Origin of the sequence: Pseudomonas sp. BF-B-30 (assembly GCF_019956305.1) — a bacterium.
Taxonomy (GTDB): Bacteria; Pseudomonadota; Gammaproteobacteria; order Pseudomonadales; family Pseudomonadaceae; genus Aquipseudomonas; species Aquipseudomonas jessenii.
On record NZ_JAHBDG010000011.1, the window covers coordinates 162294 to 179463 of the forward strand.

16 protein-coding genes are annotated in these 17170 nt (G+C 51.1%); 1 reads left to right on the forward strand and 15 read right to left on the reverse strand.

From position 1 onward, the window contains the following. Nucleotides 1-34: 34 nt before the first annotated feature. The 14 genes from KGB29_RS07230 to KGB29_RS07295 all read right to left on the reverse strand — a co-directional run bounded on the left by KGB29_RS07230 (nucleotide 35) and on the right by KGB29_RS07295 (nucleotide 13705). Nucleotides 35-1096, reverse strand: a complete 1062-nt coding sequence (locus KGB29_RS07230) for a Gfo/Idh/MocA family protein (RefSeq protein ID WP_223507677.1) — start codon at nucleotides 1094-1096, stop codon at nucleotides 35-37. A gap of 84 nt (nucleotides 1097-1180) precedes the next feature. Continuing rightward, nucleotides 1181-2158, reverse strand: a complete 978-nt coding sequence (locus KGB29_RS07235) for a Gfo/Idh/MocA family protein (protein ID WP_223507676.1) — start codon at nucleotides 2156-2158, stop codon at nucleotides 1181-1183. 91 nt (nucleotides 2159-2249) lie between these two features. Beyond that, the gene (locus KGB29_RS07240) at nucleotides 2250-3413 is read right to left on the reverse strand and encodes a Gfo/Idh/MocA family protein (protein ID WP_223507675.1); all 1164 of its coding nucleotides are present in this window, start codon (nucleotides 3411-3413) and stop codon (nucleotides 2250-2252) included. Between the two features lie 135 nt (nucleotides 3414-3548). Beyond that, nucleotides 3549-5270, reverse strand: a complete 1722-nt coding sequence (locus tag KGB29_RS07245) for an acetyl/propionyl/methylcrotonyl-CoA carboxylase subunit alpha (protein ID WP_223507674.1) — start codon at nucleotides 5268-5270, stop codon at nucleotides 3549-3551. Then, nucleotides 5267-6865 carry an urea amidolyase family protein gene (locus tag KGB29_RS07250; RefSeq protein WP_223507673.1) on the reverse strand — a complete coding sequence of 533 codons (1599 nt, stop codon included), beginning with the start codon at nucleotides 6863-6865 and terminating at the stop codon, nucleotides 5267-5269. The genes KGB29_RS07245 and KGB29_RS07250 overlap by 4 nt, the downstream gene beginning before the upstream one ends. Next, nucleotides 6858-7643, reverse strand: a complete 786-nt coding sequence (locus KGB29_RS07255; protein WP_223507672.1) for a LamB/YcsF family protein — start codon at nucleotides 7641-7643, stop codon at nucleotides 6858-6860. Before KGB29_RS07255 ends, KGB29_RS07250 begins: the two co-directional genes overlap by 8 nt. 48 nt (nucleotides 7644-7691) lie before the next feature. Further along, nucleotides 7692-7982: a putative quinol monooxygenase gene (locus tag KGB29_RS07260; protein ID WP_223507671.1), complete on the reverse strand. Its 291-nt coding sequence runs from the start codon at nucleotides 7980-7982 to the stop codon at nucleotides 7692-7694. A gap of 30 nt (nucleotides 7983-8012) precedes the next feature. Continuing rightward, nucleotides 8013-8462, reverse strand: a complete 450-nt coding sequence (locus KGB29_RS07265) for an OsmC family protein (protein ID WP_223507670.1) — start codon at nucleotides 8460-8462, stop codon at nucleotides 8013-8015. 26 nt (nucleotides 8463-8488) lie between these two features. After that, complete coding sequence (locus tag KGB29_RS07270) at nucleotides 8489-9292, reverse strand: putative hydro-lyase (RefSeq protein ID WP_223507669.1); 804 nt, start codon at nucleotides 9290-9292, stop codon at nucleotides 8489-8491. Nucleotides 9293-9324: 32 nt separating this feature from the next. Then, nucleotides 9325-9738, reverse strand: coding sequence for a GlcG/HbpS family heme-binding protein (locus tag KGB29_RS07275; protein ID WP_223507668.1), 414 nt, complete (start codon nucleotides 9736-9738; stop codon nucleotides 9325-9327). A gap of 15 nt (nucleotides 9739-9753) precedes the next feature. Next, the gene (locus KGB29_RS07280; protein WP_223507667.1) at nucleotides 9754-10509 is read right to left on the reverse strand and encodes an SDR family NAD(P)-dependent oxidoreductase; all 756 of its coding nucleotides are present in this window, start codon (nucleotides 10507-10509) and stop codon (nucleotides 9754-9756) included. Between the two features lie 72 nt (nucleotides 10510-10581). Then, nucleotides 10582-11703, reverse strand: coding sequence for an acetoin dehydrogenase dihydrolipoyllysine-residue acetyltransferase subunit (locus tag KGB29_RS07285; RefSeq protein WP_223507666.1), 1122 nt, complete (start codon nucleotides 11701-11703; stop codon nucleotides 10582-10584). A 5-nt stretch (nucleotides 11704-11708) separates the two neighbouring features. Then, a complete protein-coding gene (locus KGB29_RS07290; protein ID WP_223507665.1) occupies nucleotides 11709-12716 on the reverse strand; it encodes an alpha-ketoacid dehydrogenase subunit beta in 1008 nt (335 codons plus the stop codon). Nucleotides 12717-12727: 11 nt separating this feature from the next. After that, nucleotides 12728-13705, reverse strand: a complete 978-nt coding sequence (locus KGB29_RS07295; RefSeq protein WP_223507664.1) for a thiamine pyrophosphate-dependent dehydrogenase E1 component subunit alpha — start codon at nucleotides 13703-13705, stop codon at nucleotides 12728-12730. 358 nt (nucleotides 13706-14063) lie between these two features. On the opposite strand from KGB29_RS07295, the gene KGB29_RS07300 reads away from it, so the two are divergent. Then, nucleotides 14064-14957: a LysR family transcriptional regulator gene (locus KGB29_RS07300; RefSeq protein WP_223507663.1), complete on the forward strand. Its 894-nt coding sequence runs from the start codon at nucleotides 14064-14066 to the stop codon at nucleotides 14955-14957. A 639-nt stretch (nucleotides 14958-15596) separates the two neighbouring features. Here KGB29_RS07300 and KGB29_RS07305 read toward each other — a convergent pair. Continuing rightward, a complete protein-coding gene (locus KGB29_RS07305; protein WP_223507662.1) occupies nucleotides 15597-17063 on the reverse strand; it encodes an APC family permease in 1467 nt (488 codons plus the stop codon). Between the last annotated feature and the right edge of the window lie 107 nt (nucleotides 17064-17170).

The window sequence follows — 17170 nt, forward strand, 5'->3', positions numbered from 1 at the left end:
TTACTTTTCTAGACAGGTTTTTTTAGCCCAGACGTCAGTGGCTAACACCTTTTTCAATCATCCGAAGTGTGCCTTTTGATGGCCCAACACGAGGAGACTTCGGATATAGTCGCTGCGGAACTCCAGAAGCAGCCGCGCGCTCAATAGCAAACAAGACCTCAAGATCAGCAAGGCCTTCTTCACCATTTGGGCTCGGCTCTACCCCTACCTGAATACACTCAGAAAAATATGAAATCTGGCCAGCGAAATGATCGAAATGCGGAAAGCTAACAAATTCACTTTCATGTGCGTTCTTGAGTTTCATCGCCATTGATGTCTCAAATCGAAACCCTGGATCCATGCATAGAGTGCCGTGTGTTCCGACGACTCTATAGGTATCAACAGAGTAGGCTCCAAAACTACAATAAAACTGGGCCATCCGATTATCTGGAAACTTCAAAGTAACAGCTATTGAGTCATCCAAGCTTGAGAAGCGAGGATCATCTGCGCGGCGAGTACTCATCGCCGATACTTCAATAGGCTCTGCATTGAATATATGCCGCGCGGCATTCACACAATAAATACCAATATCTTGTAATGGCCCGCCCCAATGCTCGACATTCAGCCGATGATTTTCCGGATCACTTTGGAAACTAAATACTGCCGAAAAAAACAAGGGATCCCCAATGCGTCCATCGCGGACTGCATCAAGTGCTGTAATCGTACCGATATCGTGATGAAGCCGGTAACTGGTCATTAAAAATACACCTGATCTCTTTGCAGTAGAGATCATCGCATCCGCATCGGGCAGCGATGTTGCTATCGGCTTCTCAACAATGACGTGCTTTCCAGCATTCGCAGCTTGAATTGCAAAAGATGCATGAAGAGGATTTGGCAGAGCGATGTAAACTGCATCAATCAGATCGCTTTCGACCAACTCTTCGTATCCCTCATAATCGAATACGTGAGGAATATCATATTTTCGAGCCAACTCGCTTGCACGTTCAGGGCTACCTGAAACCAACGCCGTTATCTTCGAATTACCAGTAAGATTTACAGCGGGAATAAAAGCAGTTTGCGAAATCCAACCTGCCCCTACGACGGCGTATCGAATCACCTTGACCACCTCTAACTAATTATTGTCTTATGGTCAGACATGGCTAATTAAAGCCAACAAAATTGATGTGCTTCTTCGACTAAATCAAGAATAGAACTCAGGCCGCTCAGCAACGCTCAGCTTAATAGTCTCGTCAGCACTTACCGACGCAACAATCCGTTCAGCTACAGCAGTAGTTACATAACCATCCCATGCGGATGCGCCATGATTTTTTCTACCCGATATCACGGTATCCACCCAGGCTCGCGACTGTGCTTTGTAAGCTGCCCTGAACCTTGGAATCCAATTACTCGGTACAAATGAAGATTGGGTTCCCATTTTATTAAGCAACGTCGATGCAAATGGTGGAAGAGCTAACGTCCCTTCACTCCCTACTAACTCGGCCTGTACCTGGTAGCCGAATTTGCAGTTCATGAATAACTCCGTTGACACGATAGATCCGTTAGCCATACGGGCTACAATCATCATCGGATCCCCCTTGTCAGAGGACACGACCCTCACCGAGTCAAGCTCACTTCCCAGCACCCAGCGAGCAACATCTATTTCGTGAACGAACGCGTTTGTCACGAGCATCTCGCCCGTCATCCACTCAGGCGCCACTGGATTGCGGTGAATGTTGTGAAGGATCTCTGGTGCGCCAATCACGCCTTCATCAAAGTTGGTTTTCAAATCCATATACCCTGGATCGAAACGGCGCATATAACCCACCTGCACCAGGCTTTTGCCTTTCTTAATTTCGGCGTCGACAATTATTAGCGCCTCTGCGCTTTTCATTGCCAAGGGCTTTTCACAAAGAACAGGTTTCCCTGCTTCGATACAAGCCAATACGAGTTCAAAATGCGTGGAATCAGGAGATGCGATCACAACAGCATCGACATCATACGAGTGAATTAACTCCAATGGGTCTTTGAAGACACGTCCTTTTCCCACGATATTTCGTGCCCGAGCCTCATCGTAATCGCAAACAGCAGTCAGAGTGCTGCGCGGTGTGTCCAGCGATAGAATTCTACCGTGCTCGGAGCCCATGACTCCTGCACCAATCAAACCTATAGAAACGCTCATCTCCTAGTCCCCCAGAAACATCAACATGGATATTTTTCGGATGACAGCAAGCAGGCGCGGTTTACGCGCCCACCTCGGAATGCGTCGAAGGTTACTTAGACGGCTGCTCGATGTTTTCCCACTCACCACTCACGCCGGAGTTCAAAATCGCGTCAGCAATACGCTCAATTTGAAGCCCATCGTTGAAGTTTGGCGATGCCGGGGTCTTTTCAGCGATTGCCTTCAAGAAGTTGTACCATTCGATCGATTTAATATCGATGTAACCTTGCCCCATACCAGCAACAGGCCAAAGTTTGTCACCGAACGGCTGATGAGGGCCGGAGTAGATGGTACGGAAGCCAAATGTATCTTTAGGATCATCGGCGAACGCAACACGAAGCTCGTTCAGACGCTGGTAATCGAATGCAATCGAACCCTTGGTACCGTAGATTTCGAAGCCAAGCTGGTTGTGATGACCCCAAGCATTACGAGTTACCTCTATAGTGCCATACACACCATTGGTGAACTTGATCATGGTAAGTGCGGCGTCATCCACATCGACCTTGCCACGCTCAGAGGAAGCTTGTCCTGCTGGGCCAAAGAAACGACCCTCGGGCAGCGGACGCTCGTTAATAAAGGTCTTCACAATGGAGTTCACCGAGGAGAACTCACCTACCAACAGACGCGCGGCATCAATAACGTGAGTACCGATATCACCCAGCGTACCTGAGCCAGCTTTGGCCTTGTTGAAACGCCAGGACAGTGGGAGCTCTGGATCAGCGCCCCAGTCTTGCAGATAGTAGCCACGGAAATTCAGGATGTCGCCGATACGACCTTCATCAATCAGACGCTTGGCCATCTGAACTGCCGGGGTATGACGATAGTTGTAGGATACCATGGTGATTACGCCGGTTTTTTCGGCAGCTGCCTGCATTTTCTCGGCATCTTCGACAGTCATGGCCATTGGTTTTTCGCACATGACATGCTTGCCCGCCAGCGCTGCGGCGATGGCGATCTCGGCGTGAGAGTCGTTCGGGGTACAGATATCGATGATATCGATATCCGGGCGATTAACTACATCGCGCCAGTCCGTAGCGTATTCAGAGAATCCATATCGCTTTGCTGCGTTTTGTGCCAGCTCCTCATCGATATCTACAATCACCTTTCGTTCAATTTCTACCGGCGCACCGAAAAGAATTGGAACGACTGCAGTAGCAATGGAGTGGGCTTTGCCCATGAAGCCAGTCCCGATCAGCGCGACATTGTATTTTTTCACGATCCATACTCCGTTGGGCCGACGTGTGCGTCGTAGCCCTGCTTCAGATTAAACAACTCCAGAATTCAGGAAGCCCAAATACTGGTTCTCCAGCGTAGGGACGCATCAATGAAACACGCCCCTCTGAAACTGAGCTCAGGCATCAAGCGGGGTAATCTTTGCGATTTCCTGCCCTAGCGATACCAGTGCGCCCACACTTGCGGACAATTTGATTGTTCCGCTGAGTCGAGCAACTACTTTGGTCTCCATTTTCATTGCTTCAACCAATGCAACTGCGTCACCCGCCTGCACGATTGCCCCCTCCTCCACCAGCCATTGCTGCAGTGTTCCGGGAATAGGCGCCTCTACTGAGGCAGAGTCACCCACCTCTTGCGAACCTTGGACAGACTGTTGAGGCGAATTACCCGCAAACAATCCGGGAGGTAGACCAAGCTCATGCCGCTTACCGTCGATCTCGATGAAACAGCGAATAAGGTTACTTTCCGCTGGCTCCACCCGACTTGCAGGTGTGACACCCTTGAACTCGGTTTCGATCCACGTTGTATAAACGCCGAATTTTTCGGTGCCATTGAACGCTGGCTCATCAATCACCGCACGGTGGAACGGCAATACCGAGGCGACACCGGCAATCTCAAACTCCGCCAGTGCACGGCGTGCCCGATTGATTGCCTCCTCACGCGTATCACCTGAAACGATCAGCTTAGCCATCAAGGAGTCGTAGAGACCTGGAATCATTGACCCTGATTCCACACCAGTGTCGAGTCGAACACCGGGGCCGGAGGGTGCACGGAATTTCTCTATGCGACCTGGCGTAGGTAGGAAGCCACGACCTGGATCTTCAGCATTGATTCGGAACTCGAAAGCATGCCCACGGACAATGGGTGTTTGAGTGAATGAGAGCGCAAGCCCATCTGCTATTCGCAACTGCTCTACAACAATATCCACCCCAGTAGTGACCTCAGTCACAGGATGTTCTACTTGGAGCCGTGTATTGACTTCCAGGAAGGAGATTGTCCCGTTCTGCGAGAGTAGAAACTCTACGGTGCCAGCTCCGACATATCCCGCATGAGCACAAATAGCTCGTGCGGAATCATGAATCGACTGGCGTTGCTCTGAAGTGATAAACGGGGCAGGTGCCTCTTCGACTAGCTTTTGATTGCGCCGTTGTAGAGAACAGTCTCGAGTTCCCAAAACAACCGTATTGCCGTGGGTATCGGCGAGCACCTGGGCCTCAATATGCCTCGGCTGATCTAGGAACTGCTCGGCATAACACTCACCTCGACCAAAAGCCTCAGTGGCTTCTCGCACAGCTGAGTCAAAGAGTTGGCCTACCTCTTCGAGGTTTCGCGCGACCTTCATCCCGCGACCACCGCCACCAAAAGCGGCTTTGATCGCAAGCGGGAGTCCAACTTCTTTGGCGAACTCTACCGCCTCGCGAGCGTTGGCCAGTGGGCCTGGTGTGCCCTTAACCAACGGAGCACCAACAGCTTGAGCAATCCGGCGAGCTTCAACCTTATCCCCCAAAGCATTGATAACGTCAGGCGATGGCCCTACCCAAGCGATGCCGGCATCTATAACTGCCTGAGCAAACTCTGCTCGTTCGGAAAGGAATCCGTATCCAGGGTGGATAGCATCAGCGCCGGCCTTGATGGCGATATCTACAATTTTCTGAATATTGAGATATGTGTCTGCGGGACGCCCGGGGCCAAGGCCATATGCCTCATCTGCAAGCTCCACATGGAGCGACTCGGCATCAACGTCGGAGTAAATCGCAACAGATTTGACTCCGTAATCACGTGCGGCTCGGATGACTCGAATGGCGATCTCGCCACGATTAGCAATGAGTAGCTTCTTCATCGATCAAATTCCTTAACCTGCGGATCGAAATTGGCAATCAGGTTGAAACGGACTCGCACACCGATTGGAAGCTGTGCTGCCAGGGACAAATGATGATTAGCGACGACCGCAATTACTGGATATCCACCAGTGATCGGGTGATCTGCCAAGAACAGTACGGGTTGACCATTGCGTGGTACCTGAATCGAGCCTCGAGATGTCCCCTCAGATGGCAGCTCTTCTACGTTATCGCGTTCGAGCCCAGTCAACCCATGAAGCCGAACACCTACCCGGCTGGATTCGGGCGTAACTGTCCATGACTGCTCGACAAATGTACGAATCGCTTCCGGTGTGAACCAATCCGTCCGCGGCCCCAAAATCACATCCAGTACAACCGTATCTGAGCCCTTTGGGAGTAATGGAGTGGCGAGGGGATGAGCATTAACAGCAGAGCATGAACCGTGACGGGGAACTATCACATCACCGGTTTTGATCGGCGCCGGGCCAATCTTTGCCAGCGTGTCCGTAGACGATGAACCCAAGACCTCGGGGACTTCATAGCCACCGCGCAATGCGAGATAGGTGCGCACACCAGTAGGAGGTGCTCCCAAGTTAAGGGATTCACCTGCATCCAACGCGAAAGGCATTTCATTGGATATCAGTAGACTGCGTCCATCTACAGTAAGGATCGTAATTGGGGCTGGTGCACCTGCAATAGCAAGCGTAATTGGCACATCAGTCCGAAGTGAGAAACCTCCGTATGTAACCTCAATCGCAGCTGTAGCAGGAGGGTTGCCTACCAAGCTATTGGCATCTCGCAACGCCTCTTGGTCTGCAGCACCTGACTGGGACACACCCTGGTGGGCATTGCCTGGCCGTCCAAGATCTTGAAAAAGCGCTGGGCGATCGGAAGCCAGAACCTTGAGTCCCAACCTGTCCGTGTTTTTTGCCACGTCGCATGTTTCATTCGACAGTACGGGGGAACCCTCAGCCTCCGTTATTGCTCTGAACCTAACACGATCCCCAGGACTGAACAGAGCGGCTCGCTCGCGGTTTACATCCCACATTGGGACGTTGGTAGTACCGAGCAGTTGCCATCCACCAGGAGTATCCGAGGGGTAGATGCCACAGAACCGACCCGCCAGTGCGACAGATCCTGCTGGAATTCGTGTACGTGGACTATCGCGGCGAGGGACTTCAAACGCCGGATCGTCACAAGTCATGTAGGCGAAACCAGGAGCGAAGCCTGTGAACGCCACAGTGAAGGTGGCCTCGGAGTGCCGCTGAATAACTTTGTCTACCGTCCATCCCAAGTATTCGGCAACGTATGAGAGATCCTCTCCGTCATATCGCACAGGGATTTCGACTAGCGCACCAGACCGCTCAACCAAGTCTTTCAGAGTGACGGTAGAAATGGCCTCGTAAAGATCCCGTGGTAATGCGACCAGCGGGTCGTAAGTCACTAACAACGTACGAGCGCCAGGTACAATCTCGACGATCCCTGGAATAAGGGCGCTCGCAAGAGCCTCGAACAATTGGATCGTAGTATCGAGATCATCCAAATCAATGATGAATCGATTACTTCCCGCAGGCAGGAACTGAAGTGTCTTAGCCATTGTTCGCCACCTCTTTGCACTGAGTGAAGCTGCGGAGCTGAACGCTGTTGGAAACAAAAATATCCTTCAGGACTCGAGCAGTTTCGACCGCTGCCGGGTTATCGCCATGAACACAGATTGAGCTTGCTTCTACTGGCACGAGACTCCCGTCGATAGCTTCAATCAAACCCTCACGAACCCAGCGGAGCATTCGCTGTGCAATGAGTGTTGGATCGTGCAGCACGGCTCCTGCACGGCGTCGATTAACCAATGAACCATCAGGGTTGTAAGCCCTATCTGCAAATGCCTCACAAACGACATGGAGCCCCTCCTCGCGTGCCTGCTTTACAATAGGGGCTCCAGCCAGCGCGAGAAGGGTTAACTGAGGGTCGACCGCCTTGATCGCCGCAATGACATCAGCGCCCTGCCTGTGATCCTTGGCAATGGTGTTATACAAAGCACCATGCGGTTTTACATAGCTGATGCGAGTACCTGCAGCCACAGCTAACCCTTGAAGCGCACCGATCTGATAGATGACATCACCAATCAACTCTGCGCTTGAAGGTTCCATTGACCTTCGACCAAACCCCACCAGATCTCGATAGCCAACGTGAGCGCCAATCGCCACACCTCGAGCAACTGCCTCTTTCAACACCGCGAAGATCCCCGCGGGGTCTCCCGCATGGAAGCCACACGCAATATTGGCGCTGGTGACGATGTCCAACATCGAAGCGTCGTCACCCATTTTCCATGCGCCGAAGCTTTCACCGAGGTCGCTATTGAGGTCGATACTTACCATAACCCAACACACTCATTGTTGATCACGTTGACGAACTTTCTGAGCTACTTACAAAAGCTTGTACTTCGCCATGGTCGTAGACTTCACGAGATGACCGTATTTCTCACCGAATGCCTTCATGTTGTCAGTGCTGCCATGCAGCTCAAGCGACTTTTCATCGTCCCAAATTTCGTAGAACAAAAATTCTCCTGAGTTCTCTTCCGAGACATGCAAATCGTACTTAACGAAGCCAGGCTCAGTCTTTGCGTAACTAACCAGCTCCAACAAGGCCTTCTGGAGCTCTGCTTCCTTACCTGGCTGAGCATGAGTCACCGCAACAACAAACAGTTTATTTTTCATTTACTTCACCTTCTCGTTGACGTTTGTAAATCAAGCAATCTCAATAGCGACTTCAGTTTTAATTGAGTTTGCAATAAAGCAGCCTTTATGAGCGCGATGATGCAGTCGCTGAAGCGTTTGGTGATCTGGCTGTTTGGTTGATGAAAATTCCACTCTCGGGCGTAATACTATTTGAGAGATCCAAAATCCACCTTCCCCACGTTTGGTAACGAAACCTTTCGCAGAGTCGCTATAGCGACTAACTGTGTAACCTTGCCCTTCACAAATCGCCAAAAAATAAAGCATATGGCAGCTAGCAAGTGCACTCACCAACAACTGCTCTGGATCTGCTTTCTCAGGCGACCCCATATAGTCCGCGGCGGCAGAAGCAGGAATGGTGATCTCATCACCGATATGCACCTCTAAGTCGCGACTGTAGGTATCCGCCTTATCGCGATGCTCCGCGGTGACCCATACAACCTCAGCATTATGCTCTGACATATATCACCGCTTTAAAAAATTACTGATTAAGCAACAGAAAGATTAGGCACATCCGCAGGAAGATCCGTCACAAGCATGTAACCTGGCTCATGAGTAATCGCGATATCAACTCCTGCTTGCTTAATCGCCATTTGAGGTGTGACTCCACATGCCCAGAATCCAAAGATGTCCCCATCTCGGTAGACAGGTTCGTCGCCAAAGTTAGGCTTGTCTATGTTTTCGATGCCGATCTGAGCAGGGTCACCGATATGAACAGGAGCACCATGAGCAAGTGGAAACTGATTGGACAACACAATCGCGTCAATTGCATCCTTTGGCCGGAACGCCCTCATCGATACGACCATGGAGCCCTTGAATGGGCCAAACTCCTTGGTTGGCAGATTAGTGACATACATGGGAACATTGCGATTAGCAGTAATGTGCTGAATTTCAATACCCGCGTTCAGAATAGCGTTCTCAAATGAGAATGAGCATCCCAAAGCAAACGTTACAAAATCGTCGCGCCAGACATCAAGCAAGCTATCTACAGTTTCGGTGTGGACACCATTCCGATAGATTCGATAACGAGCTACATCAGTTCGTATATCAATTTGTCCAGCTAGTGGTAGACCTGGGTCACCTGGTTTTCCCATAGCAACGAGCGGGCAACTTTTTGGATTCAGGTCGCAGAAGATTTTGAAATCATCAGCAAATCGCTTCGGCAGAATCATAAGGTTAGCCTGCATGAAACCGTCAGCAAATCCGCTGGTCGGTACACGCAAGCTTCCATTGCGAATCATCTGCCTTACTTCGGCAGCAGATTTCGCTTGCATTTCTTTGATCGGATCCATGATGGGATTCCTACCGTTATATTATGAAGTGCTTACTTCGTTTGAAGTACGGCAACCATGGCAGTCGCAATGGCCACATCAGCTTCTTCTGGCCCACCTGAAACGCCAACGCCGCCTACTACATTGCCATCTACTGTCACTGGAAGACCGCCACCAAAAACCACAAATGGCCGCGCACATGAGCGCTCAATACCGTACAGTTCTTGCCCTGGCTGAGAGAGCGACATCCAAGTGCCGGATGGCTGTCGCAAAGCGGCCGCGGTATACGCCTTGTTATTGGCGATCTCAATCGTCCCGAACGCAGCATCGTCTACACGAACGAAGCCAATCAGATGACCACCAACATCAACGATTGAAAGCGATGACCGTTGATCCAACTCTTTAGCTTTCTGAACCCCTGCTTGAAGAGCGGCCATGGCCACTTCATGAGTAATCAGTGCAGTCATTTCAAAGCTCCAGTGTCAGTTGTAAACACCACCGCAAACGTTAATTGCTTGTGCGGTCACGTAAGAAGACTCGTCCGATGCCAGGTATACAAAAAGCGGCGCAACTTCATCAGGCGTAGCTTCGCGCCCTAGCGGAATCGAGGATTTGACCAGTGACTCCTGCTTCTCCTTACCACCAATAAAGTCAATGACCGGATCATTGAAAGGTGTGTTGATCCACCCCGGGCATACGGCGTTAACACGCACGCCATCCTTTGCAAGCTCAATGGCTAACGTATTGGTGAGTCCGATCACTGCGGATTTGGATGAGGAATAGCAAGAAAGTCCAGGTGCTCCTCGTTTGCCGGCAAGCGAAGACATCAAAACAACGGAGGACTTCTTAGCTTCCCGAAGGTATTTTAGTGCCTCCCGAATAAAGATAAAGTTGGCTCTAACGTTAATGGAGTAGACTTTATCCCACGCCTCAGTTGTGAACTCTTCAAGGCGCCCAGAAAGTTGAATTCCCGCATTCAGACAGAGAGTATTTATCCCACCCATCCATCCAGACACTTCATTGACCACATCACGAATTTGGGACTCGTTGCTCAGATCTGCGCGAAAAAACTTAACTACTCCATGGAAGCGCTTTTCCACCTGCGCACCGCGCTCAGCGTCAATATCGATCACCGCCACCTTGGCGCCTTCTTCAACAAAAGCCTCCAAGATAGATAACCCGATATTAGCTACGCCACCCGTTAAAAGAACGAGTTTACCCGTCAAGCGATTGGCCATAACAACCTCGCAAACTTCAAAATCTTCTGGTATTCATCAGCATGCAAGTTACATGCTGATGACCACATATAACTAAAGAGACTTACTGATATTATCCAAAACAATGGAGTTAACTTCTGAAGAAGCCTCCATTTGTGGCATATGACCAGCATCTTCAATTACGCTAAACTTCGCATTGGAAGGAATTTGCGAACCATCTGGCAGTGGAACGATCTTGTCTTTACCACCCCAAATCAATGCAACTGGGCCAGCGAAGTTCGCGAGAGTTTCCGTAATCGAATGTCGCTGCCCGTCGCCGTCAACAATTGTATCCCTGATCGCTGCAAGCGCTTCCGGCACACCCTCAAGCCGCTTGAAGCGGAGGGTGCCCTCAATCATGTCGTTGCTTATTTTCGAAGGATCGGCCAGCAGACGCTCCAACACATCCTTCAACGGCTTACGACGCTCTGCAGTGATGAAGTCATCCAAGAACTCCTTATTGATGACCTTGCCGAGGCCAACAGGAGCGATCAGTGTTATCGAGGCAACCCGTTCAGGCTGATGCGCAGCGATTGCTGCAGCTACAGCGCCGCCAAATGAATGAGCTACCAAATGCAACTTGCCAGGAGCGGAAATCTCAAGTGCCCGCTCAATCGAGGCCACCAGGCTTGGGAATACATCGCTCCCCTGAGTCGGCGAAGAGGCGCCATGACCTGGTAGGTCTACCGCGACAACTCGATGCTTTTGGGCGAAGGCGTCCTGGTTAAAGAGCCAGGTTGAGACATCCCCACCAAAACCGTGCAGCAATACCACATTGCTATCCGACTCAGCCCCTAGCGTGAGGACATTAACCACTGCCCCATTACCCACATCGACCGTTTTGATCGATGCTGCATTTGAATCCTCTTCCTCTTCTGCGCCACTCGCACCAGCGAAAGAAGCAATAAATGCATCAATGTCCTCATCGCTCGCGGACGCATCCGCGATTACGCCAACCAGAGCTCCAACCGGTGCAGTCTCACCGGCCTCTACGACGATACGGCGTAGAATGCCACTCGCCGCCGACTCAACCGCATTGGTAGTCTTGGTAGATTCAACTTCGATGATTTCCTGGCCACGCGAGACCTCGTCACCTTCGGCAACCAGCCAATCGCTAACGATCCCCTCGGTCATAGTCATCCCCCATTTGGGGATCGTTACAGCTTCAATCGACATACCTCTTACCTCTCAATGATCGACTTGACCGCCTTGATGACCGCGTCCGCATTCGGCACATAAAGGTCTTCAAGATTGGGTGCGTAGGGAACTGGCGTATGTGGCGCAGTAACCATTTTGATAGGCGCACGAAGCGAGTCGAAGCATTTATCAGCGAGCATTGCGGAAATGTCAGCTGCCATACCACAGCGGGGAGTGGCTTCGTCAACAATGACGACTCGACCGATCTCCTCTGCGAACTCGATCAGCGTGTCTTCATCGAGAGGCGAAGTGGTACGAGGATCAATCACACACGCAGAAATGCCATCCGACTGAAGTTTCCGAGCAGCTTCTTCAGCAATTTTAACCATTCGACCGATGGCAACGATCATCACATCCTTACCATCGCGTACGACCTTGGCTTCACCGAACGGCACAGTGTACGAACCGTCGGGTACTTCACCCATGGTGTCGTACAGCATCTTGTTCTCCAGGAAAATGACAGGGTCATCATCACGCATAGCCTGAAGCAACAAGCCTTTAGCGTCGTAAGGGTTCGACGGTATAACAACTTTCAGCCCTGGGAAGTGCGTGAAAATCGGGTAGAACGCCTGGGTATGCTGTGCTGCAGAGCGAGTACCAGCGCCGTAGGTAGCACGGATCACCAACGGAGTTCGGGCGCGACCGCCGAACATATATCGGAACTTCGCGATCTGGTTGACGATTTGGTCTAGACAAACGCCAGCGAAGTCCACAAACATCAGTTCCGCGACGGGGCGCATACCTGTCAGAGCGGCGCCTGCCGCAGCGCCGATGAAAGCAGTTTCACTGATCGGGGTATCGCGAATTCGTTCGGGGCCGAACTCACCAAGCAGACCACGCGTCACGCCGAAGGCGCCACCCCAGGCATCCTTGACACCATTGCCACCAGCACCACCAGTCAGGTCTTCACCCATCATGATCACACGCGGGTCGCGAGCCATTTCCAGGCGGAGAGCATCGTTCAACGCCTGACGGAAAGAAATTTTAGCCATTGAAGCGCTCCTTACTGATACTTCACGTAGACGTCAGTGGTGAGTGCAGATGCCGGTGGGAATTCGGAGTTACGAGCGAATTTCACAGCCTCATCGACAGCAGCGATTACCTCAGCATCAATTGCCTCAAGCGCAGAACCTTTAACAAGATCCTCAACAGAAACTTTGTTGCGGAACTTGATTAAGCAATCTTGTTCCTGACGCATGATTTTCTTTTCTTCAGGAGTGCGGTAAGTATCCGGATCTCCACTGTAGTGGCCGTAGTATCGAGGAACATGGACATGAAGTAGCGACGGCCCGCCACCTGCACGTGCTCGCTCGATGGCTTCACCGGCGGCGGTATAGACCTTGAACACGTCTGTTCCATCAACCTCTGCAGATGGAATGTCGTACCCCTCAGCACGGCGCACGAAGCTACCGGCCGAGACGAACTCGTTCGCTGTAGCCTCACCAAATCCGTTGTCTTCAATAACGAAAATGATGGGAAGCATCCAGATCTTAGCCAGGTTGAGACTTTCGGCCATCGCGCCTTCGTTCATGGCCCCGTCACCAGCAAAAGCGATAGCTACGCGGTCGGTCTTCCTCAGTTTCGCGCTGAGTGCCGCTCCGCAGGTAATTGGCGCACCGCCAGCAACAATACCGTTAGCACCCAACATTCCCTTGCGCAGATCGGCAATATGCTGAGAACCGCCCTTACCACCACAAGTACCGGTCACACGGCCAAATAACTCGGCCATCATCGCGTTGATATCACATCCTTTGGCAATACAGTGACCATGACCACGGTGAGTAGAGGAGATATAATCCTCATCCGAAAGATGCATGCAGACACCTACAGCGCTTGCCTCCTGGCCAGCATAGAGATGAGTACTGCCAGGGATATCCCCCGTACCCATCTCAGTCGCAATACGCTCTTCGAAACAACGGATGGTTTGCATAGTTCTGTATGCTTCGAGCAGTCGCTCGTGGGGCAAATGCAGCGAGAACATTCCACTTCTCCTCATTTGAATACTTGGTTACTTATATTTCTTCTAGTTTGGCAGCTGCCGGAAATGTCCTTGAAACGCTCCTCAATCAGACGCATGAGGATTGATACGAGCAAGCTTCCGGCCACCTGCCTGTTGATATCAATCGTCGCTCGGATGACTGATAACGTCCAATTGCGATTATGGATTGCCTCAGATAACGTGCACCTATCACACGCCCCTCAAGGGCAAAGCGTGCTAGAAGCTCCGCATAGGTAGACACTCCCCTGTCATTTTGCTGTAACGTGTCTACCCCGGCACCTGCAGGCCAGCCGATAGGCGCGCGAGCAGACCAGGCGACTCAGCAAACAAGAGGCCAGCCATGATTGATCTAAGAAGCCTACAAACCTTCCATGCAGTCGCACTGCTTGGCGGTTTCCACAAGGCAGCAGAGAAATTGCACACCTCACAGCCAGCCGTCTCAGCTCGTATTGCACAGCTGGAACAGCAGCTGAAGGGGCGCCTATTTGAACGAGATAAACGCGGTTGCTACCTGACGACGCAAGGGCGTGAGCTACTCAACTATGCGGAACGCATGCTTGCTCTTGAGACAGAGATGGTAGAAGCGGTCGCTGGGAGGAAGGGCTTAAGTGGCACCGTGAGCCTGGGCGCATCAGATACGATCGTCCACACTTGGCTATCTGACCTTCTAAAGCTACTTAATCAAGAGTACCCAGAAATCACATTAGATGTTGTGGTAGACAGTACCGCCAACATGACTGCTGGACTGACAGATTGCACACTGGATATTGCACTGCTCATGGGGCCGGTTAATGCCGGCAATGCGGAAAACCTCCCACTCTGCAGCTATCCGATAAGCTGGATAAAATCTCCTGATCTAGAAATTACCAGCGACCCTCCAAGTCTGCTCGAGTTGGCCGCATATCCGATCATCACGTTTGCGAGGAATACTCGCCCCTATTGGCAGCTCAAAGAGATGTTTGCACGCGAAGGAGTCCATAAAGCGAGGCTATTCTCGAACTCCTCTCTTTCTTCGATCGTCCGTATGGCCGTTGATGGCATAGGCATCGCTGCGATCCCTGAACATGTTGTGCTTGAAGAAATTGCTAGCGGAAAGCTGCACGTTATTGAGACCCCCTACGAGATGCCTGTGATGTCCTTCACAGCGAGTTTCACCGAACGCGCCGACATGCCCCTGAACCGGATCGTTGCCCAGCTTGCACAAAAGGTGGCAGCTGCTTACTGGCGGGTATAAAGGCTCATCACGAGCTGCCGATAAAGACGCTCTTGATCCGCATGAAAAAGAAGTCGCTATACCGGTAACAGTACGCCATAAGCTTGATGGCGTTTATCCGACCGTTATTACCTTCCAGCCATCCGTGTGGATCGGCCAGCGAACCCGACTGCCAATGTCCCCCAGCAGTCCTTTAGCCATTTGGCAAATTGAATCCGGGCAGGTATTCACCTTCATGAGCGGGGCGCAGCCATTGCAACCCGACCTCAAAAGGTGTTCGGTGTCCACTGCGTCTTGAGCTCGATTTTCATCAAGTACGCTGTCATCAACGAGTGGTTGGCTGACAGCAAACTCTCAAGGGAAACTGATGCTTTTGTATTCTAGGAGCTTTGAATTGTGCAGCAACAAGCATCGCGCCCGCTTGACGACTCTTCGAATGGGCCTGTCATGACGTAGTAATGGGCCTTCGGCGGAATGCTCATCACTAGCCGTAGGGCTCGCCGTATTAGTCACCAAATGGCCAAACAAACCGGCCGACTCACTTGCATGCAAGCCATAACGAAAAATGCTCCGCATCTTTCGATACGGAGCATTTTCTTAGGGCACCGCGCAGCTCGCTAAGTTTTCACACAGGCTGCTGAGGCTCCGTTTTTACTACTATCAAGGGTGACTACGACCCAATCTTTCATAAACTGCTGGCCGATTGCGCTTGAAGTATTGAGCAAGCGCCATCCCCGCAAATAGAACACCAACCAAGCAATACAACAACCAGGTGCGCTCCCCAGGCTCCCCTCCTACCAACAGTTCGAAGTGATAGGCAACTAGACCCACTAGACCGATGAAAAATACCGAAGAGATTGCTGGTGCCAAAAACGCTTTTGCGAAACTGATACCTTCGTACCGACCTTTACGCAGGTACCAAGTCAGGGAGGACAGGTTGACCACTGTCATCAAAATGATGACACCCGACGTTCCCACACCAGAAAGTTGGCCATAGAGCAGCTCGGGCTTTGCTCCAATCACGATGAATGGAAACAGTACCAGGAGCACCATAGTGGAGACTGCCATTGAAGAAGCGAACGGCGATCCGTGCTTAACGTGGATGCGGCTTAGCGGTTTAGGCAGCGCACCATCCGTCCCCAGGTTGAAGAGATATCGAGCCAGAACGTTGTGAGTCGACAGAGCAGAAGCGAAAGCCGATGAGAGAACAAGGACAGTGATGATCATCTGAAGCCGAGGGTCGATGAATCTACCAAAGGCATTTGAAAACATCGTGGCCGGGGAGTCGGTTGCAACAGCCTGAGCGCTTGGGCCATAGGCCATAATCAATGCATAAACGCAGATGGTATACATGGCTCCGATGAACAGGATGGAACCATAGGTTGCACGAGGGATCGTTGTATCAGGATCCTTAAGCTCGTCACGATAAAGAGCTGTCGCCTCAAAGCCCATGAAGAACGAAACAACAAATAGCATGGAAAATGGAATATTGACGCCTTCCTTCGTAAGTTCACTTGGTGAGAATGGAGTCATTGCAGCCAGTGTAGTATCACCGCCTACCTGCAGCACACCAAATGAGAACCCCAAACACACTACAATTTCTGCCAACATCACCCACAACAACACCTTGGCTGATAACTCAACATGGAAATAGCCAAGAATACCGACCACCGCCCAACAACTTAACGCGTACGCATACCAAGGGAATGCTGAGCCCGTCAGACTCGTCTGAAGTTCAGCACATGAAACGCCAAAGTAGGAAGTGACGCCAGCGAGCAACACAAAATATGATACTGCCGCAGTCAAACCGGCACCAAGCCCTGCCGACTTACCCAGACCATAACTAATAAATGAATAAAAATCTCCAGATCTCTTCACAGCATTATTCAACGTGACGTAGCCAATACCAAACAGCAACATCATCACCGAAACAAAAACGAAAAGTAGTGGACTACCCACTCCGCCAAACATTAAAGATACAGGGATATATCCAGCCACTGTAGTCAGTGGCGCCGAGAACGCCAAGACCGTCATCGCCAGGCTTAACGAACCCATATTCCCTGATAATTTTTTTTGGGAGGTAGCAGGCTCGCTGATGCTCTCAGCAGCCCCGATATTTATAGCCATTTCCTTTCTCCTGCGAAATAGTGGGCGAACAACCTTCGTAATAGACAGTAAAAAAGTTATTACTAGCGGCCATACGCCACAGCCTTTTGTTATTTTGGGATACTCGG

Coding starts and splice junctions, on each gene's coding strand:
- KGB29_RS07235 (WP_223507676.1), bottom strand. CDS start 2,158: ATGAGCGTTTCTATAGGTTTGATTGGTGCAGGAGTCATGGGCTCCGAG.
- KGB29_RS07245 (WP_223507674.1), bottom strand. CDS start 5,270: ATGAAGAAGCTACTCATTGCTAATCGTGGCGAGATCGCCATTCGAGTC.
- KGB29_RS07250 (WP_223507673.1), bottom strand. CDS start 6,865: ATGGCTAAGACACTTCAGTTCCTGCCTGCGGGAAGTAATCGATTCATC.
- KGB29_RS07255 (WP_223507672.1), bottom strand. CDS start 7,643: ATGGTAAGTATCGACCTCAATAGCGACCTCGGTGAAAGCTTCGGCGCA.
- KGB29_RS07260 (WP_223507671.1), bottom strand. CDS start 7,982: ATGAAAAATAAACTGTTTGTTGTTGCGGTGACTCATGCTCAGCCAGGT.
- KGB29_RS07265 (WP_223507670.1), bottom strand. CDS start 8,462: ATGTCAGAGCATAATGCTGAGGTTGTATGGGTCACCGCGGAGCATCGC.
- KGB29_RS07270 (WP_223507669.1), bottom strand. CDS start 9,292: ATGGATCCGATCAAAGAAATGCAAGCGAAATCTGCTGCCGAAGTAAGG.
- KGB29_RS07275 (WP_223507668.1), bottom strand. CDS start 9,738: ATGACTGCACTGATTACTCATGAAGTGGCCATGGCCGCTCTTCAAGCA.
- KGB29_RS07280 (WP_223507667.1), bottom strand. CDS start 10,509: ATGGCCAATCGCTTGACGGGTAAACTCGTTCTTTTAACGGGTGGCGTA.
- KGB29_RS07285 (WP_223507666.1), bottom strand. CDS start 11,703: ATGTCGATTGAAGCTGTAACGATCCCCAAATGGGGGATGACTATGACC.
- KGB29_RS07290 (WP_223507665.1), bottom strand. CDS start 12,716: ATGGCTAAAATTTCTTTCCGTCAGGCGTTGAACGATGCTCTCCGCCTG.
- KGB29_RS07295 (WP_223507664.1), bottom strand. CDS start 13,705: ATGTTCTCGCTGCATTTGCCCCACGAGCGACTGCTCGAAGCATACAGA.
- KGB29_RS07300 (WP_223507663.1), top strand. CDS start 14,064: ATGATTGATCTAAGAAGCCTACAAACCTTCCATGCAGTCGCACTGCTT.
- KGB29_RS07305 (WP_223507662.1), bottom strand. CDS start 17,063: ATGGCTATAAATATCGGGGCTGCTGAGAGCATCAGCGAGCCTGCTACC.